We start from the raw sequence: 19,885 nt of genomic DNA, 5'->3' as shown, positions 1-19,885 counted from the left end.
CCATGGTCGATGCGTTGCCCGAGGTCGAACTCGAAGATCATGGCTCCAAGGGTCGCTATGTCCTGCGTGGCCCTGATGGCGCCGAAGCCGAGATGACTTTCACCAAGGTCGGTGAACACAGGATCATCATCGACCACACCGAGGTTCCGGATGCATTTCGTGGGCAGGGTGCAGGTCTCAGGCTTGTGACACGAGCCGTTGAAGATGCGCGCGCTTCGCAAAAGAAGATCATTCCGCTTTGCCCATTCGCGGCAGCGCAGTTTCGTCGACATGCTGAATGGGCTGATGTTCTTGCCACATAAGCCCCCATATCGTTCGCCTCAACGAATTTTGACGTGGATTTGAGATCTCTGTCGCGTAACAAATCGCCATGTCGATGCGAACACTCCAGGAGTGGTGCCTGTGGCGGGCCTGAATGAAGCCGAGCTTGCCCGATTGATGCGGGCGGCAACCGCAGGTGACGAGAAAGCCTATGCCGAGTTCCTGCGCGGAACCGCAGCGATCGTTCGCGGCTTTGCGCGGCGTAAGATCGTGCAAGGCGGTGTCGATCCCGAGGATGTCGTGCAGGAGACTTTGCTGGCCATTCATCTCAAGCGGCACACCTGGCGTCAGGATGCGCCGATCCTGCCGTGGATCTACGCCATCGCCCGCTTCAAACTGATCGACGCTTTTCGTCGCCGCGGTCGGCGCATCGAGGTGGCTGTGGATGATTTTGCCGAGACGCTGGCCGAACCGGAACAGGAAACGGTCAGCGAGCGCGACATAGGTCGAGCGCTCGACAGTCTGCCTCCAGGGCAGCGTTCGGTGGTGTCATCGATTTCCGTCGATGGCCATTCGATTGGTGAGACGGCGAAAAAGCTTGGCATGAACGAGACGGCGGTGCGGGTGGCGCTGCATCGTGGGCTGGCGGCCATCGCAAAGCGGTTCGCGCGAGGCTGAGATGAAGACGGACGAATTGATCAAGACATTGGGCGCTGATGTCAAAACGACGGCCATGCCGCTTGGCAGGATGTGGCTTGCGGTGCTGGCATTTGCGGCGGTTGCCGCCGCTGCCGTGTTCTTCATGACCATCGGCATGCGGCCTGATTTCATGCAGGCGATGCAGACGATCCGCTTCCTGTTCAAGTTCGTCTTCACGATCACCCTGGCAATCACGGCTTTTCTGGCGCTGCGGATGCTGGCAATGCCTGGGGCGCCGGCAGGCAGATATGGCCGCTGGCTGCTGGTCGCGCCGCTCCTTATGGCAGCCGCCGTCGTGCTTGAATTGTTTGCGATGCCGTCGAGCGACTGGGGCAAACGTCTCGTAGGCAACAATATGATGATTTGCCTGTCGTTCATCCCATTGATCGGTCTTGTTCCTCTTGCAGCTCTCCTGGTTGCCCTGAAACAGGCTGCTCCCACGAGGCCGGCACTGTCAGGCGCGGTCGCGGGATTGCTGGCAGGCGCTTTGGCGGCTACGTTTTATGCCGCGCACTGCACGGACGACTCCCCGCTTTTCGTGGCAACGTGGTACAGTCTGGCCATTGCTGCCCTGGGCGGCATCGGAGCGATTGCGGGGCGCTTTATCCTGCGTTGGTAAAGCGGGAGATAAAACAGCAAAATCTTATAGATACAGACTGTTGCCCAGTTGCTTCACTACACCTTTAAATGGTGGACGCGCCCTCTATGCAATCATTGCTTAAATGAGATACTCCATAGTGTAGGTGAAGGGATGCGCCTAGGTAGATAACGTTGTGACGTTTCACCAGTACGAGGGACGTGCTCCGGGCAAGTATCTGTCAGCGATTGTGCTGGGCTTGGGGTTCTGGTTAGCAGCGGTGGTTTCGATCCTGCTGTCGCGGGTTGGCGACGGCGTTGCCACGATCTGGCTGGCTTCGGCGTTCGCTTTCGTGATGCTGGCCAGACGCCGGTACGCAGCCAGCTGGATCGACTATGCGGCCATCGCGGTCGCCACTCTGGCTTCGAATGTCGCCTTCGGCTCATCCTGGATGATGGGCGCACTGTTTGCCGTCATCAATGGTGGCCACACCGCACTATCGCTCTGGTTGGTCGATCGTTTCGCTGGTGGTTTGCCGGTGAAAACCGACGTATCGGCCCGCGCGTTTTCGCTCATTCTTTTTCTGACTGCAGTGCTGACTGATGCGATTACCGGCCTGGCTTTTGCGGGGGTCACGTATTTTCTGCATGGCTGGCCAGTTGTGCCCACCGCCTGGACGTTTCTCTCCGGCAATGCGCTGGGCTTCGCGTTTCTCTTGCCACTGCTGATGTATGCGTCGCGGTCGGAGGTCGCGGCGGTACTCAAACCGCAAGCCGTGCTGCGCGTGGTGGTCATGGCGGCAATCTGTGCTGGCCTCGCTTATCTGGCACTCAGCCAGAGCCGCTTCCCGTTCGCGCTGGCAATGCTGCCCTTGATGGTTATCGCGCCAAGACTGGCTCATCTCGAATTGGCGCTCGTTTGTGGTGTGACGGGAGTTACATGTGTTGCCGTGGCGATGAGCGGCTTCATGCCGGGCATCAATGGCGGCGTTGAGATGTTGAGCGACGGCTTCCAGGTCTCGGTCGCCATCATCGTTTCCACTCCGTTTCTGGTCGGCCTGTTCATCAAGCAGATCAGCGAAGACCATGCGCGTCTTGCCGAAGCGGAAACACGTTGGAATTTCGCTCTTGCCAGCGCTGGGCAAGGCGTCTGGGACGCCGACATGCGCAACAACACCGTTCACTACTCGGCGACGTGGAAGCACATGCTCGGCTATGAAGAACATGAACTGGGCAATGACCCAGACCTTTGGCTCGAGCTCGCGCATCCCGACGACGTTGCGCGCATGGCTGCTGCCGATCGAGACCACATGGAAGGACGTACGCTCGAATACAAACTTGAGTACCGCATGCGACACAAGAGCGGGCGCTGGATCTGGGTGGAGGATCACGGCAAGGCGATCGAACGAGAGCCCGACGGGGCGGTAGCGCGGGCGATCGGATCGATGACCGATATCACCGAGCGCAAGGAGGCCGAAGAGCGATTGATGGTTTCGGCAGCCCTTCTTGCCGACGAGAAGGAGCGGCTGCGCGTCATGCTGCAGTCTATCGGCGATGCCGTCATCGGTACCGATGCCGAAAACCGCATCACGTTCATGAACCCCGTTGCGGAAAAGCTGACGGGAACCACCAGCATTGCTTCGCTCGGCAAGCCGCTTGGCTTCGTCTATCGCGCCGTGGATGAGGAAACGGGACGTCGGCTCGACGAACCGCATCTGGCCGATAACAGGCTGGAACGAACCGAACAGAACAGCCGCGCACTTCTTACCCGCAACGACGGCACACGATTCAGCATCCGTCAGATGGTATCGCCGATCCTGAACGAACTGAATGAGTTCAGCGGTTCCGTCATCGTCTTCCAGGATTTCACCGATGCACGCACATTGCAGCGGCAACTCGCTTATGCCGCAACCCACGATGCCCTGACCGGCCTGGCCAATCGCCCCAGCTTCATACGGACGGTGGAAGATCTGCTCGACAAGGCCAGAAAGGACGCATCCCACTACCAGCTGATGTTCATCGATCTCGATCACTTCAAGCCGGTCAATGATACCAGCGGCCACGCAGCCGGTGATGCATTGTTGCAGAAAGTGGCCTCGACGATCAAATCGGCCCTGGCCCCGGCGGATATCGTGGCCAGGTTTGGTGGCGACGAATTTTCGGCCGTGCTGATGTCGCCTTCCCTTGTCGAGGGCGAGAGGGCAGCTTTGGCGGTTCTCGATGCTGTGAGCGCGCTGGAATTCACCTGGGAAGGCCAGACGCATCGTGTGTCCTCCAGCATCGGCCTCACGTCGATTGCAGCCGATTCCGGCGAGGCCAACGAGATTATCGCGAGGGCTGATGCTGCCTGCTATGCGGCCAAAGCGGCCGGCCGCAATTGCGCTTTCGTGGCGCTACCTGGTTCGGAAGCAGGTGTTGCGATCCCGATGACAAGGGTGGCGACTGGGACCTGAAGCTGCGGAAGCGCTGGCCTACCGGCGCGACCGAACAGACGCGAAACACCCGCAAGTCGGAAACACTCTAACTCTTTGTTTTTACGCAATTCCGGACGGAAACCGTTGCCTGGAATTGCGCTAGCGCGTCGGCACCGGATGTTCGCCTCGATAGTCGTAAAAGCCGCGGCCGGACTTGCGTCCGAGCCAGCCAGCCTCGACATATTTCACGAGCAGCGGACAGGGGCGATATTTGGAGTCCGACAGACCTTCGTGCAGCACCTGCATGATCGACAGACAGGTGTCGAGGCCGATGAAATCGGCGAGTTGCAGCGGTCCCATCGGGTGGTTGGCGCCGAGCTTCATGGCGGTGTCGATGGCCTCGACCGTGCCTACGCCTTCATAGAGCGTGTAGATGGCCTCGTTGATCATCGGCAACAGGATGCGATTGACGATGAAGGCCGGGAAATCCTCGGAGACGGTGATCGTCTTGTCGAGCTGCTTCACATAGGCCTTGGCCAACTCGAAGGTCTGGTCCTCGGTCGCGATGCCGCGCACCAGTTCGACCAGTTTCATGACCGGCACGGGGTTCATGAAGTGGATGCCGATGAACCGCTCCGGCCGATCGGTCTGGGCGGCGAGGCGGGTAATGGAGATCGAAGAGGTGTTGGTGGCAAGTACGGCTGTCGGGTTGAGCTGCGGGCAAAGCTGCGCGTAGATTTTGCGCTTCACCGTCTCGTCTTCGGTGGCTGCCTCGATGACCAGGTCCGCGGCGGCGAGATCGGCCATGGCCGCGGCGGAACCGATGCGTGAGACGGCGTCCTTGCGTTCCTTTTCGTCGAGCTTGCCGGACGCGACCTGACGGGCCAGGTTGCCGCTGATCGTGGCGATCCCCTTCTCGATACGGTCGACGGAGACATCGTACAGCAGGACGTTGTAGCCGGCCAATGCCGAGACGTGGGCAATACCGCCTCCCATCTGGCCTGCGCCGATAATGCCGATCGTTTCGATCTTGCCGGTCATTTTTTTTATCCCGCCAATGCTTCTTCTTGGTTTTGTGCAATGCAAACTAAATGGCCGGGGTAGGTTTCGTCTACCCCGGCCATCACATTTAATACCGATCCAGAAAGAGCGTCAAAGCGCCTTCTGGAGTTCAGGCAGCACCTGGAAGAGGTCGCCGACGATACCGTAGTCGGCAACCTGGAAGATCGGCGCTTCCTCGTCCTTGTTGATGGCGACGATGACCTTGGAGTCCTTCATGCCGGCGAGATGCTGGATGGCGCCCGAGATGCCGCAGGCGATGTAGAGGTCTGGCGCCACCACCTTGCCGGTCTGGCCGACCTGCCAGTCGTTGGGAGCGTAGCCGGCATCGACCGCTGCGCGGCTGGCGCCGACGGCGGCACCCAGCTTGTCGGCCACGGGAAGGATGACTTCCTGGAACTTCTCGGCCGAACCAAGTGCGCGGCCGCCCGAGATGATGATCTTGGCCGAAGTCAGCTCCGGACGGTCGCTTTCCGACAGCTTGTTCTCGACGAAGGTCGAGAGGCCGGGATTGGCGGCGGCCGAGACAGCCTCAACCGAAGCCGAGCCACCTTCCGGTGCGGCCTGGAACGAGGCGGTGCGCACGGTGACCACCTTCTTGCCGTCGGTTGCCTGCACCGTCTGGATGGCGTTGCCGGCATAGATCGGGCGCTTGAAGGTGTCGGCCGAAATCACCTCGATGATTTCCGAAACCTGGGCAACGTCGAGCAGTGCAGCGACGCGCGGCGAGACGTTCTTGCCGGTCGAGGTGGCAGCTGCAACGATGGTGTCGTAGTTGCCGGCCAGCGAGACGACGAGAGCGGCGGTCGGCTCGGCGAGGCGTTCGGCCAGTTCATCGGCTTCAGCCAGAAGCACCTTGCGGACGCCCTTCAGCTTGGCGGCGGCGTCGGCTGCTGCCTTCGCACCCTTGCCGGCGACCAGGACGTCGACGTCCGCGCCGATCTTGAGGGCAGCCGACAAAGCCTTGGCGGTCTGGTCGGAGAGCGAGGCATTGTCATGCTCGGCGATGAGGAGGATTGCCATGTTGTTGATCCCTTTCCGCTTCGCTTAAAGCACGCCGGCTTCGTTCTTGAGCTTGTCGACAAGCTCGGCAACCGTCTTGAGCTTGACGCCCGCCTTGCGGCCGCCCGGTTCCTCGGTCTTGATGACCTTGAGGCGCGGCTTGATGTCGGCACCGAAATCTGACGCGGTCTTTTCGTCGAGCGGCTTCTTCTTGGCCTTCATGATGTTGGGCAGCGAAGCGTAACGCGGCTGGTTGAGGCGCAGGTCAACCGTCACGATGGTCGGCATCTTGAGTTCGATCGTCTGCAGGCCGCCGTCGACTTCGCGGGTGATCCTGGCCTTGTCGCCGGCCAGTTCCACCTTCGAGGCGAAGGTGCCCTGCGACCAGCCGAGAAGAGCTGCCAGCATCTGTCCGGTCTGGTTGGAATCGTCGTCGATCGCCTGTTTGCCGAGAATGACCAGGCCAGGCTGTTCGGCATCGACGACGCCCTTCAGCACCTTGGCGACGCCAAGCGGCTCGACGGCTTCATCGGCCTTGACCAGGATCGCGCGATCGGCGCCCATGGCGAGAGCGGTACGCAGCGTTTCCTGCGCCTGCGCCGGACCGATCGAGACCACGATGATCTCCTCGACCTTGCCCGCTTCCTTCAGGCGGATCGCTTCTTCGACCGCGATCTCGTCAAACGGATTCATCGCCATTTTCACATTGGCGAGTTCCACGCCCGAGCCGTCCGCTTTCACACGAACCTTCACATTCGCATCGACGACCCGCTTCACGGGCACCAGGACTTTCATCTGTCTCTCACCTCTCAAAGATGCATTCGGGGCGCTATAACAGTACCGGCCCGCTCAGGGTTGTCGAATGCCGACATTTCGGGCGCAATTTCTGTAGTTTGCCCGCCAGCTTCGGCCGCCTGGACGGTGGCTGACAGGGCTGCCGCAGGCGCGCGGACCGTAGTTGCGGGCGCTATCCGCGTCAATATCGGCAAAAGGTCCAAATCGGTTGAAACCATACTGGCGCAACGGGAAAAGGCAGCGATCTACTGCCTGCCCCAACGTGATGCCGGCTTCGTTTCCGCCGCGGCAGGGAGGGGAGGCGAGGCCGTTTCGGCGGGGGTGACAGCCGGAGCGGTTTCCTCTTCATTTTCCAACAGGGGAACGCCGCGGCTGCGCAGTACCAACACCAGGATGGCACCCGTCACGATGCCGCCGATATGGCAGGCCCACGATATCTGCTGGTCGCCACCCATCGCAAACATGACGAACTGCAGCAGCACCCACAGGATCAGGACGATATAGGCCGGCAATCTGAGCGGAATGCGGGCAAAGGCCAGCACCCATACCTTCACGCGCGGATAGAGGATCAGATAAGCAGCCACCACGCCGGCGATGGCCCCCGACGCGCCGATCAGCGGTTGCTCGGACCCTGGAGCCACAAAGCCGTGGAAGAAGGCACCTCCGGCTGCGCAGGCAAGATAGAAGATCAGATAGCGGACATGCCCGAGCGCATCTTCGACATTGTCGCCGAACACCCAAAGGAACAGCATGTTGCCGCCAAGGTGCCAGATATCGGCATGGAGGAAAGAGTAGGTGAGATAGCTGAGCTGTTCCGGGATGACGATGAATTGCGGCGACAGTTCCGCGATGTCGTGGACCACGGAAGGGATGAAGCCGTAGCTGAGCGTGGCGCCCGCGGCATAGTCATCGCCGCCGACGCGCGTGACCAGATAGATCGCGACGTTGAACAGAATCAGCGCGATATTGACGTAGGCATAGCGAATGCGGCGCAGGTGATTGGAATCGTAAAGCGGAATGAACATGTGGCCGGTTTCCGCCCCTTGTCCGCTGACGCCAAATCAGCGGTTCTTGCCCGGCACCCATAACACGTCGGACTTTCCATTGTCATTGACCGTGCGCGCGGCCACGAACAGGAAGTCGGACAGGCGGTTGATGTATTTGAGCGCCTCGGCGCCAACCTGCTCGTCCGGGTTCTGGGCCAGCGCCACCATGACGCGTTCGGCGCGGCGGGTGACCGTTCGGGCGAGATGCAGGGCGGCAGCAGCGGGCGTGCCGCCGTTGAGGATAAAGGATTTCAGCGGCTGCAGGTCCTTGTTGAGCAGATCGATGTCCGTCTCGACACGTTCGACCTGCGAGGCAATGATGCGCAGCGGCTCGTATTCCAGCGGCTTGCCATCGTCCGGCACGGAAAGATCGGCCCCCAGATCAAACAGATCGTTCTGGGCTCGGCCAAGCATCACATCGATCGCAGGGTGGGCTACAGCCGTGTGCAGGCGTGCCAGGCCGATGCAGGCATTGGCCTCGTCCACCGTCCCGCACGCCTCGATGCGCAGGTCGGATTTCAGCCGCCTAGCACCGGTCCCGAGCCCTGTAGTGCCGGCATCGCCGGTGCGGGTGTAGATCTTGTTGAGCTTGACCATGCGTGTCCTCTCGCCCGCCCTGAGCCTGTTTGGGCTATTTGCGCGTGAAGTAGACCGCGAGCATGATCAGGACCAGCGCCAGGAACTGCAGCAGCACGCGCGCCTGCATCAGTTTGTTCGAGGTGACGCCCGAACCGCCCCGCATCATGTTGACGAGGCCGCGGATCAGCACCGCGACCACGGCCACCATCACGACGATGGCGAGGATGTTGAAAACAGTGCCCATGGCGTATTCCGTTCCGTTCAAGCGCGCTTGGCGAGGATGCGGTAGAGCATTGAAGCCGGCAACAGGCGTTTCAGCACTACCCCGATTCTGGCCGGCATCGTTACCACATAGTGGGGCCGGGGGCGTTGCGACAGAAGCGCATGGGTCAGCACTTTGTAGACGGCTTCCGGTCCGAGCTTGTAGGGCGAGCGGATTCCGCCCTGTTTGAGCCGCTGCAATTGCGCCTGATAGGCCGCGCGGTGCACCGAATTCTCATGATCGATATGCTTCAGGAACCAGGGCAGGCCGTTGCTTGCAAACTTCGAGGCAATTGGGCCGGGTTCAATCAGCGAGACGTGGACGCCACTGCCTTCCAGTTCCTGACGCAGGCACAGCATCAATCCCTCCAGCGCGTGTTTGGACGACGCATAGGCTCCGCGAAACGGCACCGGCGTAAGGCCGAGGATAGAAGAGCAGTGAACGATGCGGCCATGACCCTGGGTGCGCATCAGAGGCACGATCCGGCGGGTGAGATCATGCCAGCCGAACAGATTGGCTTCGAACTGTTCACGCAGCGCTTCGACGGGCAGGTCCTCGACCGCGCCGGGCTGGGCGTAGGCGCCGTTGTTGTAGAGTGCGTCAAGCCGGCCGCCGCTGCGTTCGAGCACGGCCTCGACCAGGATCCTGATCGACTCCGGTTCGCGATAGTCGAGATAGAAGGCCTCGATGCCGTCGGCTTCCAGTGCTGCAATGTCTTGCGATTTGCGGGCCGTGGCGAACACGCGCCAGCCGTCTGCCTTCAAGGCTCGCACGCAATGGGCGCCAATGCCCGACGATGCGCCGGTGACGATGATCGTGCGCGGCGCTTGCGATGACGTGCTGGAAGATGCGGCGAGGCTTGCCATTTGCCGCAATCACTTCCCATATTCGCCGCCTGGAAACAACTGGAGGAACACTATCGTTGCTGCGTACCATCGTCGCCCTCCGCCGCGTGCTCTACGATGCGGCCGGCCATTTCAACAATGACGACGGCTGGGCGATGGCCAGTCACCTGGCGATTACCTCGCTGATGGCGCTGTTTCCATTCCTGATCTTTGCCACCTCGCTGGCGAGTTTCCTTGGCGCGCAGGCTTTCGTCGAGACGATCGTGCCACTGTTGTTCGACACCTGGCCGGAGCAGATTGCCAAGCCGATCGCGCGGGAGGTCATCAACGTACTGACGGTCCGGCGAACGGACCTTCTCACCTACGGCGTGCTGCTCGCCGGTTTCTTCGCCTCCAACGGCATCGAGGCGGTGCGCACTTCCTTGAACCGGGCCTATCGCATGACGGAGACACGTTCGATCTTCTTCCGTCGCACACAGAGCATCGTCTTCGTGCTGATCGCCGCCGTCGGCTTCCTGGCCATCAGTCTTCTGCTGGTTTTCGCACCGTTGATCGCACGTCTGGCGGAGGCGCATTTCCACTGGATCGGCCCCTATATGGGCACGATCACGCTGTGGCGGTTCGTCATCGCTTCGGCGGTCATCGTGTTCGCGCTCTTTGCCGTGCACATCTGGCTGCCGATGGGGCGGCGCAGCATCGTGTCGATCCTTCCAGGCATCGGCTTCACACTGATCGGCTGGCTGATCGGGTCGACGATCTTCGCCTCATACCTCGACCATTTCTCGTCCTATGTGACGACCTATGCCGGCCTAGCCTCGATCATGATCGCCGTGGTTTTCCTCTATATCGTCTCGGTGGTCTTCATTCTGGGCGGAGAACTCAATGCCGCCATCAGCCGCTACGCCGAAGCACGCGCCCGCGTCGGCTGAGCCGTGGCCAGCCCGACACCGAAGGTGGTGATGGCCATGCCGACGATCTGGACCAGGTTCAGATGTTCACCGAAAAGGACCCAGGCCATCACTGCGGTCACCGCGGGAACCAGGTAGAACAGCGACGCGACCTTCGACATCGCTCCCTCGCGGATCATCACCATCAGCAGGAAGATGGCGCCGACCGACAGCACCAGAACGAGCCAGGCCATGGCGAAGATGAAGTCGCCATTGACGGTGAAGACGCGGGTCTCGAAGACGAAGCTCGCGATCACCATCACGGCCGTGCCGCCGACATACTGCCAGAAGGTCGACGCGACGAGGTTGCCGGATGATCCGAAACGTTTCTGCCAGACGGTGCCGGCGCTCATGGCAATGACCGAGATGACGGAGGCCGTGAGCGTGGCCGCCGTGACGCCGCCGCCCAAGGCACCGAGCTTGGGCCACAAAACGGTGACGACGCCGACGAAACCGATTGCCAGGCCAGCCCAGTGTCGGGGCTGGATTTCCTCACCGAGAAGTTTGCCGGCCATGACCGCGGTGATCAGCGGCTGCAGGCCGACGATCAGCGCCGAGATGCCGGCAGGAAGACCACGGTGGATCGCCCAGAAGACCGCTCCGAGATAGATGCCGTGCATGAGAATGCCGGCGATGACAGCGTGCTGGGCCTGCGTACGGTTCGGCCACGGCGCCTTGAGGAACACGATCAGTACGGCGAACAGCGCCGCGGCGATGGCAAAACGGATGGCCAGGAAGGTGAATGGCTCGGCCCACGGCATCGCGTAGCGTGCGCCGATGAAACCGGTTGCCCACAGCACGACGAAAGTGGCGGGAATGAACCGCTTGAGCTCGTGCATGGAAGGACCGATCGCTTTCTGATGAGGAATGTGCCGCTCTAGCCTGCTAACCGGGCCGGGCAAAGCCAAAATCGCTTACTTTTAAAGTAACGCGAATTGAAGCTGCTGGCGGAGCGGTCCTATAGGCCAATCATATTGCGAATGGCCTCAACCGTCGCACCGTCGGTACGCAGTGCGGCGAGTCCCGTGTCCTTGATGCTCTTCGAGAGTTTGCGTCCGTCCGGACCCAGGATCAGCCGGTGGTGGAAATAGGCGGGTCGCGGCAGGCCGAGCAGTTCCTGCAACAGTCTCTGCACGGCCGTTGCGTGGAACAGGTCCATGCCGCGCACGACATGGGTGACGCCTTGCAGGGCATCATCGAGCACGACGGACAGATGGTAGCTGGTCGGAATGTCCCGACGCGCCAGCACGACGTCTCCCCAGTCCTGCGGCTTTGCCGGGATATGACGGGCCGTCGACAGGCTCGTGTTTTCGAATTCCGTCCAGGAGAGATCACCACCGACCCGAGACAGCGCGGCCGCAACGTCGAGGCGCCAGGCGAAAGGTATCCCTTCGGCAATGCGCGCCTTGCGCTCCTTCCGGGACAAAGCCTTGTCTAGTGCCGGATAGAGTGGTGCGCCATCCGGATCGCGTGGCCAGTCGCGCCCGCGCCGTTCGCGGTCGCTGATGAACGCGCGGATATCGCCGCGGCTCATGAAGGCAGGGTAGACGAGGTCTTCGGCGATCAGCCTTTCAAGGGCTGCCTGGTATTCGTCGAAATGCTGCGACTGCCGTCGCACCGGTTCCTCCCAGCGTACGCCAAGCCATTCGAGATCACGGAAGATGCCGGTCTCGAATTCCGGTGTGCAGCGCGTGGTATCGATGTCTTCGATGCGCAGCAAAAGGCGTGCTCGATTGTCGTTCGCCAGTTGCTGGTTGAGCAGCGCCGAGTAGGCGTGGCCAAGATGCAGGTCGCCATTCGGGCTGGGGGCGAAACGAAATGTCAGGAGTGTCATCGATCGGCGGCAATCGGGTTTTGCAAGCGTTAGCCGGATTGCTACCTTGCCGGCCTCTCCCGGACAAGGAACATGCAGCGTATCACCTCTCTCAATGACATCGCCGCGGGCCTGGATGCCTTGTGCGGCATCGATCCGCGCCTGGAAACGGTGCGTGCCTTTGCCGGCGACGTGCCGCTGCGGCTTTCGGAACCCGGTTTTGCCAGCCTCGCCTCGATCATCGTTTCGCAACAGGTATCGCGCGCCAGCGCCGACGCCATTTTCGGCCGACTGACCAGGTTGCTGGATCCGCTGACGGCTGACGCCATCCTGGGTGCAGGTGAAGACGTCTTTCGCGAGGCCGGATTGTCACGGCCCAAGCAGCGTGGGCTGCTCGCTGTCGCTGGCGCAGTCGCGGACGGCCTCGACCTGCATCATCTCTGTTCCCTGGAAGCCGGCGAAGCAATCACCACATTGACGGCTGTTCCGGGCATCGGTCCATGGACGGCGGAATGCTACCTGCTGTTCGCTGCAGGGCATCCGGATGTGTTTCCTGCGCGGGACGTCGCGCTGCAGAGCGCGGTCGGCCACGCATTGTCGATCGACCCGCGTCCGGCCGAGAAAAGGCTCATCCTCCTGGCCGAATCATGGGCGCCCTGGAGAGGTGTCGCGGCGCGACTTTTCTGGTCCTATTACAGGGAATTGAAGGGCAGGGACGCCGCTCCACCGGTCTGAGCCGCAAAAAAGCTTAAAAATCATGCTCTTTTGAGGGGTGTTCGGCACGGCTTCCCGCTTCACATCCCTGTCATGTCGGGCTTACAGTATCCGCGTCGTTCGGTTCGGGAACGAAGGAGGCAAACAACGTGACGGTTGCCGTATCTCCGGATGGGCTTCCAGCACTGGTGCTGAATGCGGATTATCGTCCGCTCAGCTATTACCCGCTTTCGCTCTGGTCCTGGCAGGATGCGATCAAGGCGGTGTTCCTCGATCGCGTCAATATCGTCGCCGAATACGAGCACGCGGTCTCCTCGCCGAATTTTTCGATGAAGCTGCCGTCCGTCGTCAGTCTCAAGGCTTATGTGAAGCCTTCGCGCTACCCGGCCTTCACGCGTTTCAACGTCTTCCTGCGCGACCGCTTCCAGTGCCAGTATTGCGGGACGCCGGAGGATCTCACCTTCGACCACGTGGTCCCGCGTCATCGCGGCGGTGCGACGACGTGGGAAAATGTGGTCGCCGCCTGTTCTCCCTGCAATCTGCGCAAAGGCGGCATGATGCCTTCCCAGGCCAAGATGTGGCCGCTGCAGAAGCCCTACCAGCCGACTGTGCACGACCTGCACAACAATGGCCGTCTCTTCCCACCCAACCATCTGCACGAAAGCTGGATGGACTATCTTTACTGGGATGTGGAACTGGAGCCGTAAGGCCCGCTATCTTTTCAAACGCGCTTGAAAGCCCCGCGGAAGGCAACTGCCGCCAGGATCACGCTGGCAATGGCATTCCAGCCGGCCAGGGACAGCCCGAGGATGCGCAAAGCGGCCTTGTCGCAGGAAGGCGGCACGAACTTGTCAAGCGCATCGAGCACGCCGTTGCCGCCGGTGTCGACCGGGCCGGCGACGTTGGTGCAATCGGTCGGGCCTGGCCACCAGCCCCATTCGACGCCGGAATGGAATACGCCGAGATAGAGGCCGTAGACCATGAGCAGGCCGCCGACGATCAGCAGGGCGCGAGTGATCCAGGCCGGCAGCTTGAAGACCGCCGCCAGAACCGCAAGCAGCATAAGTGGTGCACCGACGTAGTAGGGGATGCGCTGCTCGTAGCAGAGCTTGCAGGGGATGTAGCCGCCTATGTACTGGAAGGCGAGCGCTGAACCGACCGTGGCGGCCATGGCCACTGTCAGGAACGCGGCGGTAAGCATCGGAGCGCGTTGAGTGGGCGTCGTCGCTTCGGACATCTGGTTTGCTCCTGGTATCGGCGGCTGTCGCCTAGAGGGCGTATTTGGCCGCGAAATAAAGCAGAATGAGGATGACGGCAGCGGCCCCGGCCAGCAGGCCGAGCCGCTTCTCGATGAAGTCACGGATCGGTTCGCCGTAGCGGCGCAGCAGCCAGGCAAGCAGCAGGAAGCGGCCGCCGCGCGCCACGATGGCGAGCACGATGAACAGCAGCAGGTTCACGCCGATGACGCCGGAGAGGATCGTTACCACCTTGATCGGCGGCAGATGCGCGGCTCCCGACGTGATCAGCATCAGGATGATGAAGCCGATACCGGACGAGGTGCGCAGCGCTTCGAATTCGTCGTACTTGCCGTAGAATTCCAGCACCGGCTTGGCCACGGCTTCATAGGCATAGTGGCCGATGAACCAGCCGGCAACGCCGCCGAGGACGGAAGCGATGGTGGCGACGAGCGCGTAGCGGTAGGCGCGGTCGGGGCGGGAAAGCGCCATGGGCAGGTAAAGCACGTCTGCCGGCACCAGGAAGACCGAGCTCTCGACGAAAGCGATGAAGGCCAGCCACCACTCGGCCGATTTCCTGGCCGCAAGCGACAGTGTCCAGTCGTAAAGTCCGCGAAGCATGCAGCCCCCTTCTTGGTCAGCGTCATGCTCTAGAAAGAATTTCTTGGCCACACAATGGCCGGAGGCTTCACGAAACCGAAAGGTCGCACCTGGTGGGCTGGAGGTTTGTGGCAATTTCAGTTGCCGGATGCATTGCGCCAGTTGACGAACCAGTGCGCGACCGTATAGTCCGCGCCCATCTGGACCGCCCGGTCCGGGGCCCCTATGGCGGAATTGGTAGACGCGCTCGACTCAAAATCGAGTTCCGCAAGGAGTGCTGGTTCGATCCCGGCTAGGGGCACCAAACTTTATCTCATGCCAGTTCGCTTCGCTCACGGCTCCGATGGGACGGCCGACGCACGGTCGTCCTTGCACATCCTTCGAGTTCGAGTGCGCCCGGCCACGATGCGCTGGCTACCGGCGCCCCAAACCGATCCGGGCCATCGTTTCGGGTGACTTCGCAGCCCCAACGAGCCCGCTTGCCGGGGTGGGGTTGGGGGGTGTGGCAAGCGGGCTACGGTAACACGACGTGCCTTCGTCCTACCGTAGTTCCTGTGTACTCCATTCGGACGGCGTTAGGAATGAAAACTTTGAAAAGATGATACATATCAATAGTTTAGATTAAACTAAAGTATGGGCAGTAAAAATCTCAGGCGGGCGGTCGAAGCTCGCCATGGTTTGCCGCGCGGGAATGTCGACAGCCGGTCCGTCTTCAATTCAGTTGCGGCTGAACAGGCTCCTCACCCTGTTGCGCAGCAACCGGGCGAAGTTACGGGTCTCGCGATAGAGGTGCAGATGGGAAGCGGCCTGCCTTGTCGCCTTGTCGGCGTCCGGCGTAAGGCCGATCACGAAAGTACCGACCGGCCTGCGTTCCATCCACAAGCGGCTCATGACGGGATGGTCGGGCACCGCGCATGAATCGGTCATGATGATGTTGGGATCGTCGAGGTGCTGCTTGGTCACCTCGATCATCAGCAGCGTGCCTGGTGAGAACGAGGCCAGCGTCTCATCATAGGCAGTCTTCCACGTATAGGCGTGGCCGGCTTCGACAAAGACGATGAGGCTGGCAATGGTGCGGCCATCCAATGTCAGCGCATGGATACGGCACATGTCCTGCTCGGCGAGGCGATGCACCGCTTCGCGGGCGAAGGCGGCGCGAAAGCGATCTATGGCCATGGCCGTGCGCTCGCGCCCTTTCCAGCCGGACGCTTCCAGCGTCAGGAAATTCTCGATTGCCTGCCGGATCTCTTCCGGCCCACGCGCCACTTCGTGCTGCAATTTTCCGGTTTCGCCAAGCCGTCGTTTCAGGCGGCGGAACTCGCGGTAGTGGTGTGAGCGCAGGGATTGCTTGAGGTAGGCCTCACCATCAAGCTTGCTTTGCAGGAATGGACGCTGCGTTTCGCCCGTGATCACCAATGGCAGGTTGCGTGCCTCGGCGAGCGCCCGCAGCAGGCTGGCCATCGGGCCATCGAGGCGCATGTCGGGCAGGGCAAAGACCTTGGGAAGCTTCAGATGCGGTCGTGACAGCATCGCGAAGAAATCTTCGATCACGCCGATGGGATCGTCCCGGTCGACCAGCGGGGTGCCGACGGGGCCGAATGGACTTGCCCAGGTTCGCATGATGGGGGCCGCCAGCGGAATGCCGGGCCGCTCGACTGAAAAAGGCACCAGGAGCCGCAGCCGGCTGCGATGTTCGTTACCGTCGCGGATCACGGCGAGCCGCACTTCCCGGTCTTCAAGGCGTGGCATTGCCGGTGCCAGGAAACGCGGGTTGAAGAAGACGTTGGGCTCGACGGTCCGGTTGCACAGATAGTCGAGTTCCTCGACCAGATCGAAACCCGCCGAAGCCGGATAGACGGCGAGCGTCCGTTCCGGCCGGCTGGAAGCCAGCAATTCGATCTCGGCAAGGTGGGCGGCATCGGCAACGACACCAGCCAAACCAGTCATCAGGGTCCCGGCGGGACCACCACTGGTTTCCTCGATCAGTGGGACGGCGGCCATCAGGCGGCTCCTCTGGCGGGAATGAAGATAGCCATTGTGATGCCGAGCTTGCGCCAGACCGTGAACGACAGGGCGACAGCCTCGAACACCATGGCGAGCGCCGTGGCCAGCGCGGCCCCCCAGAGATGGAAGGTCGGGATCAGCACCACATTGAGTGCAATGTTGAGGGCCAGCGTCACTGCGAAAACGGCAGCGCAGATATTCTGATGGCCACTCATGGTGAGCAGGCTCTCGCAGGGGCCGACAGCTGCGCGGGCAACGACGCCACAGACCAGCAGGAACAGCAGCGGGTAGCCGCTGGTGAATTCCGGCCCGAACAGGATCAGCATCGGCTTGCCGAGAAGAAGAACCACAAGCGCCATCAGCAGCGATGGCCAGAAGGTCCACGAAACCGTTTCTCGGGCAAAGGTGGCGAGTTTTTCCCTGTCGCCATGGGTATAGTGGGCATAGCGTTGCGCGACACCGGCCTTGACGGCGAAATAGACGAAATGCACCAGTGCCAGCGTCTTCACCGTGGCGAAGTAGACGGCGACATCGTCGGGTTGCAGATAGAAGCCAACCATCAGAACGTCGGCATTGGTGAGCAGAAAAAAGAAACTCTCCACCAGGAAGATCGGCAGGGATACGGCGATCCAGTCGCGCATATGGATGGCTCTGGGGCCGGAGGGTACGCGTGCATCGGTGCGCGCGGTGATCTCGATCAACTGGAAGATGGTGGTGGCATAGGTGGCGACGATCGAGGCGATCAAGGCAGTCCTGGCATCCGCCGGCATGCCGATCAACAGCGCAAGCCCCATGCAGGCAAGGATCGCGATCGGGCGGACGATGTAGACGAGCGAGAGGGCCGAAAGTGTCCAGGAATGGGCCCGGGCGATGCCCTGGAGCAAGTCGGACATCGCGATCATCGGCAGGCAGAAGATGCCAAGGATGAACGGCACCACATAATAGTTTTCGAGCCAGCCGGAAAACAGCCAGACTCCGGCGATACCGATCAGTGCAATGAGGGTCGACGCAACCAGTACGAAAATCCGGCTGGCCAGCAGGATGCCGCGCAGTTCGTCAAGCTTGCCATGCTCGCGAAACTCGGGAATGAAGCGGATGACAGAGGTGTGAAAGCCGAGGCAGGACAGGTTGCCGACGATCACCATCGTCGTCCAGACCAGTACCAGAATGCCGTACTCGAAGGAGCCCATCCAGCGAGCCATCAGCACCTGGCTGACAAAGGCGATGACGGCGCTGATCACGCGGATGGCGAAGGCGATCAGCGAGATGCGTCCTGCTTGCCCACGTTCATCGGACGAAAAGAGGAGCGCATCGAGCTTGCCGAGCAGAGGCCGTGCACGCAGCGCCAGGCGCTGCGGCAGAAGCCGCTCGGCTGTCGTGGCTGCAGAAAAGCGCACGCGATACTCCAGGTCCTTGCCCTGGACCTTAACAGGCCCCGACATGGCAGACTATGTATGACGGACAGCTTAAGAAACGGTTCGGGGTAGGATGATCGACGAAACCGAGCGCAAGGCAATGCTCAAGGCGCATTCGATCGGGCCCAGGATGATTGCCTGGTTGGAAGAGATCGGCATAGAGCAGCTGGCCCATCTGAGAGGTGCGGATGCCGATGAGATCGCCATGCGTATCAACATCGCGCTCGGTCGCAGGCATTTGAACCGGCTTGGCGTCGAGGCATTGCGAAACCTTATCGCGCTGGCAGATGCACAACCGGATCGGTGAACCAGGTTTGTGATGTCGGTGCTGAGTTTGGCAGGCATAGTCAGGAGACTGTCGGCATCTCCCCGCGAAATCGCCTCCTGGGTTCCAATGACGAGATTTCCGCACTAGTTTGCCACGCGGTTGGCGGGCGCAAGATTCGGAAGGCTTCATGTTCGGCGGCGCCCGTTCAAAGCTCAAAGCCTGGCTTGTTGGCGGTATCGGCACCTTCGCGGCACTCGCGGTGGGTAGCGCCCTTGGCATGTTCGATGCGATCCAGAAACCGGTCGTCGTGCTGCAGCCGGGCCAGCCGGTCGAGACCGGCCCTTGGGAAGTCAGGCCCTTGCGCGCCTATACGGTCGACAAGGGCGTCTACGGGCTGCCGCTGAAAGCCGGTGAGAAGGCCCTGGTCTTCGAAGCCGAGATGACGAACCGCACGGCGCTATCGAGCAAGGACTATTTCACGACCTTCAAATCGACCGGCGGGACGGACGACAAGCCCTATATCGTGCTTGTTCGGGACTCGTCGATGTCGCCGGCGCTGCAGCCCGGGCTGCCGGAGCGCATGGCCTATGTCTGGGGGGTGCCGGCAGACGCAATGCCACCCGAACGTCTCGTGCTCGCCGTGAATGGCGAGATCTACAAAAAACGCGACAATCTTTACGGTGTGCCCGGCTGGTACAATGAACATGTCATAGGCACAGTGGCGATGCCCGTTGGGGCCGGGCCCGATACTCCGGATATCCGGCCATGATGCGGCGGATTGCCAATATTGCGGTTCTCCTTCTCGCTGCCCTGCTTTGCTACGGCATGCAGACAACCAAACCGCACTATGCCGATCTGACCGCTCCGATTCCGGTTTACGGCAAGATCGGCGAGACGATCCAAACACGGACATTCGACATCGCGGTCGACAAGGTCGTCTTTGCCCGTACGCTGAAATTCGACCGGTTCGGCCAGAAGAAACTGCTCACGACCGGCGGCATATGGGCCATCGTGACGGCCAGGCTCGACGCAAGGGACCGTTCGGCCATGGTCGCGGCCGCGACCTGGCAAGGGCCGGATGGTCTCAACTATCGGGCCAGCGAGCGCGCGTCGCTTGCAGCCGGTGCGTTGCCTGTCGCGCTGGATCCCGGCGTGGCCGGCAGGACGAGACTGGTGTTCGAAATCCTGCCCTCGCAGGCTGCCGGTGCCGTGCTGCTTGTATCCGGCAAGCTGGCGGGGCCGCTCGATTCGGAAGCGCGGATTGCGCTCGGAGCAATCCCCGCACAGGCCGACGGGCTGCCGGAAGGCACAATCGAAACCTATGAACTCGGCGACGCATTCTGAGGACCTG

Annotated in this window: 23 protein-coding genes and 1 tRNA gene; 11 read left to right on the top strand and 13 right to left on the bottom strand. The window is 61.4% G+C overall.

Annotated features, from left to right (window positions below):
- The first annotated feature begins 2 nt into the window (after positions 1-2).
- The 4 genes from ACFWYE_RS17890 (at position 3) to ACFWYE_RS17875 (ending at position 3,989) form a co-directional block, all read left to right on the top strand.
- A complete protein-coding gene (locus tag ACFWYE_RS17890; protein WP_379113216.1) occupies positions 3-302 on the top strand; it encodes a GNAT family N-acetyltransferase in 300 nt (99 codons plus the stop codon).
- 100 nt (positions 303-402) lie between these two features.
- The gene (locus tag ACFWYE_RS17885; protein WP_379066292.1) at positions 403-939 is read left to right on the top strand and encodes a sigma-70 family RNA polymerase sigma factor; all 537 of its coding nucleotides are present in this window, start codon (positions 403-405) and stop codon (positions 937-939) included.
- 1 nt (position 940) lies between these two features.
- The gene (locus tag ACFWYE_RS17880; RefSeq protein ID WP_379113214.1) at positions 941-1,579 is read left to right on the top strand and encodes an NrsF family protein; all 639 of its coding nucleotides are present in this window, start codon (positions 941-943) and stop codon (positions 1,577-1,579) included.
- Between the two features lie 154 nt (positions 1,580-1,733).
- Positions 1,734-3,989, top strand: coding sequence for a diguanylate cyclase domain-containing protein (locus ACFWYE_RS17875; protein ID WP_379113212.1), 2,256 nt, complete (start codon positions 1,734-1,736; stop codon positions 3,987-3,989).
- 120 nt (positions 3,990-4,109) lie between these two features.
- Here ACFWYE_RS17875 and ACFWYE_RS17870 read toward each other — a convergent pair whose 3' ends face one another.
- From ACFWYE_RS17870 to ACFWYE_RS17840, 7 genes are all read right to left on the bottom strand, one after another.
- Positions 4,110-4,991, bottom strand: a complete 882-nt coding sequence (locus ACFWYE_RS17870) for a 3-hydroxybutyryl-CoA dehydrogenase (RefSeq protein ID WP_054313649.1) — start codon at positions 4,989-4,991, stop codon at positions 4,110-4,112.
- Positions 4,992-5,102: 111 nt separating this feature from the next.
- Entirely contained in the window at positions 5,103-6,032 is a 930-nt protein-coding gene (locus ACFWYE_RS17865) for an electron transfer flavoprotein subunit alpha/FixB family protein (protein ID WP_379113210.1), read from the bottom strand.
- A 24-nt stretch (positions 6,033-6,056) separates the two neighbouring features.
- Positions 6,057-6,806, bottom strand: coding sequence for an electron transfer flavoprotein subunit beta/FixA family protein (locus ACFWYE_RS17860; protein WP_379113208.1), 750 nt, complete (start codon positions 6,804-6,806; stop codon positions 6,057-6,059).
- A 245-nt stretch (positions 6,807-7,051) separates the two neighbouring features.
- On the bottom strand, positions 7,052-7,831 hold the full coding sequence (locus ACFWYE_RS17855; RefSeq protein ID WP_379113206.1) for a rhomboid family intramembrane serine protease: 780 nt from the start codon (positions 7,829-7,831) through the stop codon (positions 7,052-7,054).
- A gap of 36 nt (positions 7,832-7,867) precedes the next feature.
- Positions 7,868-8,449, bottom strand: coding sequence for a cob(I)yrinic acid a,c-diamide adenosyltransferase (locus ACFWYE_RS17850; RefSeq protein ID WP_379066301.1), 582 nt, complete (start codon positions 8,447-8,449; stop codon positions 7,868-7,870).
- 34 nt (positions 8,450-8,483) lie between these two features.
- Positions 8,484-8,675, bottom strand: coding sequence for a twin transmembrane helix small protein (locus ACFWYE_RS17845; protein WP_129412950.1), 192 nt, complete (start codon positions 8,673-8,675; stop codon positions 8,484-8,486).
- A gap of 17 nt (positions 8,676-8,692) precedes the next feature.
- Complete coding sequence (locus ACFWYE_RS17840) at positions 8,693-9,559, bottom strand: SDR family oxidoreductase (RefSeq protein WP_379113204.1); 867 nt, start codon at positions 9,557-9,559, stop codon at positions 8,693-8,695.
- A 56-nt stretch (positions 9,560-9,615) separates the two neighbouring features.
- On the opposite strand from ACFWYE_RS17840, the gene ACFWYE_RS17835 reads away from it, so the two are divergent.
- Complete coding sequence (locus ACFWYE_RS17835) at positions 9,616-10,467, top strand: YihY/virulence factor BrkB family protein (RefSeq protein WP_379066305.1); 852 nt, start codon at positions 9,616-9,618, stop codon at positions 10,465-10,467.
- Here ACFWYE_RS17835 and ACFWYE_RS17830 read toward each other — a convergent pair.
- Positions 10,437-11,324, bottom strand: a complete 888-nt coding sequence (locus tag ACFWYE_RS17830) for a DMT family transporter (RefSeq protein ID WP_379066307.1) — start codon at positions 11,322-11,324, stop codon at positions 10,437-10,439. The two genes, ACFWYE_RS17835 and ACFWYE_RS17830, sit on opposite strands and share 31 nt — an antisense overlap.
- Before the next feature lie 119 nt (positions 11,325-11,443).
- Entirely contained in the window at positions 11,444-12,319 is an 876-nt protein-coding gene (gene gluQRS / locus ACFWYE_RS17825) for a tRNA glutamyl-Q(34) synthetase GluQRS (protein ID WP_379066309.1), read from the bottom strand.
- A gap of 72 nt (positions 12,320-12,391) precedes the next feature.
- Here gluQRS and ACFWYE_RS17820 point away from each other — a divergent pair, with 72 nt between their 5' ends.
- A complete protein-coding gene (locus ACFWYE_RS17820; RefSeq protein ID WP_379066311.1) occupies positions 12,392-13,033 on the top strand; it encodes a DNA-3-methyladenine glycosylase family protein in 642 nt (213 codons plus the stop codon).
- 128 nt (positions 13,034-13,161) lie between these two features.
- Positions 13,162-13,719 carry an HNH endonuclease gene (locus ACFWYE_RS17815; protein WP_129412956.1) on the top strand — a complete coding sequence of 186 codons (558 nt, stop codon included), beginning with the start codon at positions 13,162-13,164 and terminating at the stop codon, positions 13,717-13,719.
- A gap of 14 nt (positions 13,720-13,733) precedes the next feature.
- On the opposite strand, the gene ACFWYE_RS17810 is transcribed toward ACFWYE_RS17815, so the two are convergent.
- Positions 13,734-14,249, bottom strand: a complete 516-nt coding sequence (locus tag ACFWYE_RS17810; RefSeq protein ID WP_379113202.1) for a disulfide bond formation protein B — start codon at positions 14,247-14,249, stop codon at positions 13,734-13,736.
- A 31-nt stretch (positions 14,250-14,280) separates the two neighbouring features.
- The gene (locus tag ACFWYE_RS17805) at positions 14,281-14,868 is read right to left on the bottom strand and encodes a YqaA family protein (RefSeq protein ID WP_129412958.1); all 588 of its coding nucleotides are present in this window, start codon (positions 14,866-14,868) and stop codon (positions 14,281-14,283) included.
- A gap of 198 nt (positions 14,869-15,066) precedes the next feature.
- On the opposite strand from ACFWYE_RS17805, the gene ACFWYE_RS17800 reads away from it, so the two are divergent.
- Positions 15,067-15,151: transfer RNA gene (locus tag ACFWYE_RS17800), tRNA-Leu, on the top strand.
- A gap of 413 nt (positions 15,152-15,564) precedes the next feature.
- On the opposite strand, the gene ACFWYE_RS17795 is transcribed toward ACFWYE_RS17800, so the two are convergent.
- Positions 15,565-16,848: a GNAT family N-acetyltransferase gene (locus tag ACFWYE_RS17795; protein WP_379066315.1), complete on the bottom strand. Its 1,284-nt coding sequence runs from the start codon at positions 16,846-16,848 to the stop codon at positions 15,565-15,567.
- Positions 16,848-18,248 carry a lipopolysaccharide biosynthesis protein gene (locus tag ACFWYE_RS17790; protein WP_379073275.1) on the bottom strand — a complete coding sequence of 467 codons (1,401 nt, stop codon included), beginning with the start codon at positions 18,246-18,248 and terminating at the stop codon, positions 16,848-16,850. Before ACFWYE_RS17790 ends, ACFWYE_RS17795 begins: the two co-directional genes overlap by 1 nt.
- 91 nt (positions 18,249-18,339) lie before the next feature.
- On the opposite strand from ACFWYE_RS17790, the gene ACFWYE_RS17785 reads away from it, so the two are divergent.
- The 3 genes from ACFWYE_RS17785 (at position 18,340) to ACFWYE_RS17775 (ending at position 19,878) form a co-directional block, all read left to right on the top strand.
- Positions 18,340-18,573 (top strand): hypothetical protein, encoded by a 234-nt coding sequence (locus tag ACFWYE_RS17785; protein WP_379113200.1) that lies wholly within the window; start codon positions 18,340-18,342, stop codon positions 18,571-18,573.
- Positions 18,574-18,721: 148 nt separating this feature from the next.
- The gene (locus ACFWYE_RS17780) at positions 18,722-19,303 is read left to right on the top strand and encodes a hypothetical protein (protein WP_379113198.1); all 582 of its coding nucleotides are present in this window, start codon (positions 18,722-18,724) and stop codon (positions 19,301-19,303) included.
- Entirely contained in the window at positions 19,300-19,878 is a 579-nt protein-coding gene (locus ACFWYE_RS17775) for a hypothetical protein (protein ID WP_379113197.1), read from the top strand. The genes ACFWYE_RS17780 and ACFWYE_RS17775 overlap by 4 nt, the downstream gene beginning before the upstream one ends.
- The last annotated feature ends 7 nt before the right edge of the window (positions 19,879-19,885 follow it).

Source organism: Mesorhizobium sp. NPDC059025, assembly GCF_042739655.1.
Taxonomy (GTDB): Bacteria; Pseudomonadota; Alphaproteobacteria; order Rhizobiales; family Rhizobiaceae; genus Mesorhizobium.
Note: the sequence above shows the minus strand (reverse complement) of the source record. Positions and strands in the feature narration are given on the sequence as shown.

Bases quoted from the DNA above. Each gene is read 5' to 3' on its own strand.
- ACFWYE_RS17890 (WP_379113216.1), top strand. From the start codon at position 3: ATGGTCGATGCGTTGCCCGAGGTCGAACTCGAAGATCATGGCTCCAAG.
- ACFWYE_RS17880 (WP_379113214.1), top strand. From the start codon at position 941: ATGAAGACGGACGAATTGATCAAGACATTGGGCGCTGATGTCAAAACG.
- ACFWYE_RS17870 (WP_054313649.1), bottom strand. From the start codon at position 4,991: ATGACCGGCAAGATCGAAACGATCGGCATTATCGGCGCAGGCCAGATG.
- ACFWYE_RS17865 (WP_379113210.1), bottom strand. From the start codon at position 6,032: ATGGCAATCCTCCTCATCGCCGAGCATGACAATGCCTCGCTCTCCGAC.
- ACFWYE_RS17860 (WP_379113208.1), bottom strand. From the start codon at position 6,806: ATGAAAGTCCTGGTGCCCGTGAAGCGGGTCGTCGATGCGAATGTGAAG.
- ACFWYE_RS17855 (WP_379113206.1), bottom strand. From the start codon at position 7,831: ATGTTCATTCCGCTTTACGATTCCAATCACCTGCGCCGCATTCGCTAT.
- ACFWYE_RS17850 (WP_379066301.1), bottom strand. From the start codon at position 8,449: ATGGTCAAGCTCAACAAGATCTACACCCGCACCGGCGATGCCGGCACT.
- ACFWYE_RS17845 (WP_129412950.1), bottom strand. From the start codon at position 8,675: ATGGGCACTGTTTTCAACATCCTCGCCATCGTCGTGATGGTGGCCGTG.
- ACFWYE_RS17840 (WP_379113204.1), bottom strand. From the start codon at position 9,559: ATGGCAAGCCTCGCCGCATCTTCCAGCACGTCATCGCAAGCGCCGCGC.
- ACFWYE_RS17830 (WP_379066307.1), bottom strand. From the start codon at position 11,324: ATGCACGAGCTCAAGCGGTTCATTCCCGCCACTTTCGTCGTGCTGTGG.
- gluQRS (WP_379066309.1), bottom strand. From the start codon at position 12,319: ATGACACTCCTGACATTTCGTTTCGCCCCCAGCCCGAATGGCGACCTG.
- ACFWYE_RS17820 (WP_379066311.1), top strand. From the start codon at position 12,392: ATGCAGCGTATCACCTCTCTCAATGACATCGCCGCGGGCCTGGATGCC.
- ACFWYE_RS17810 (WP_379113202.1), bottom strand. From the start codon at position 14,249: ATGTCCGAAGCGACGACGCCCACTCAACGCGCTCCGATGCTTACCGCC.
- ACFWYE_RS17805 (WP_129412958.1), bottom strand. From the start codon at position 14,868: ATGCTTCGCGGACTTTACGACTGGACACTGTCGCTTGCGGCCAGGAAA.
- ACFWYE_RS17795 (WP_379066315.1), bottom strand. From the start codon at position 16,848: ATGGCCGCCGTCCCACTGATCGAGGAAACCAGTGGTGGTCCCGCCGGG.
- ACFWYE_RS17785 (WP_379113200.1), top strand. From the start codon at position 18,340: ATGATCGACGAAACCGAGCGCAAGGCAATGCTCAAGGCGCATTCGATC.
- ACFWYE_RS17780 (WP_379113198.1), top strand. From the start codon at position 18,722: ATGTTCGGCGGCGCCCGTTCAAAGCTCAAAGCCTGGCTTGTTGGCGGT.
- ACFWYE_RS17775 (WP_379113197.1), top strand. From the start codon at position 19,300: ATGATGCGGCGGATTGCCAATATTGCGGTTCTCCTTCTCGCTGCCCTG.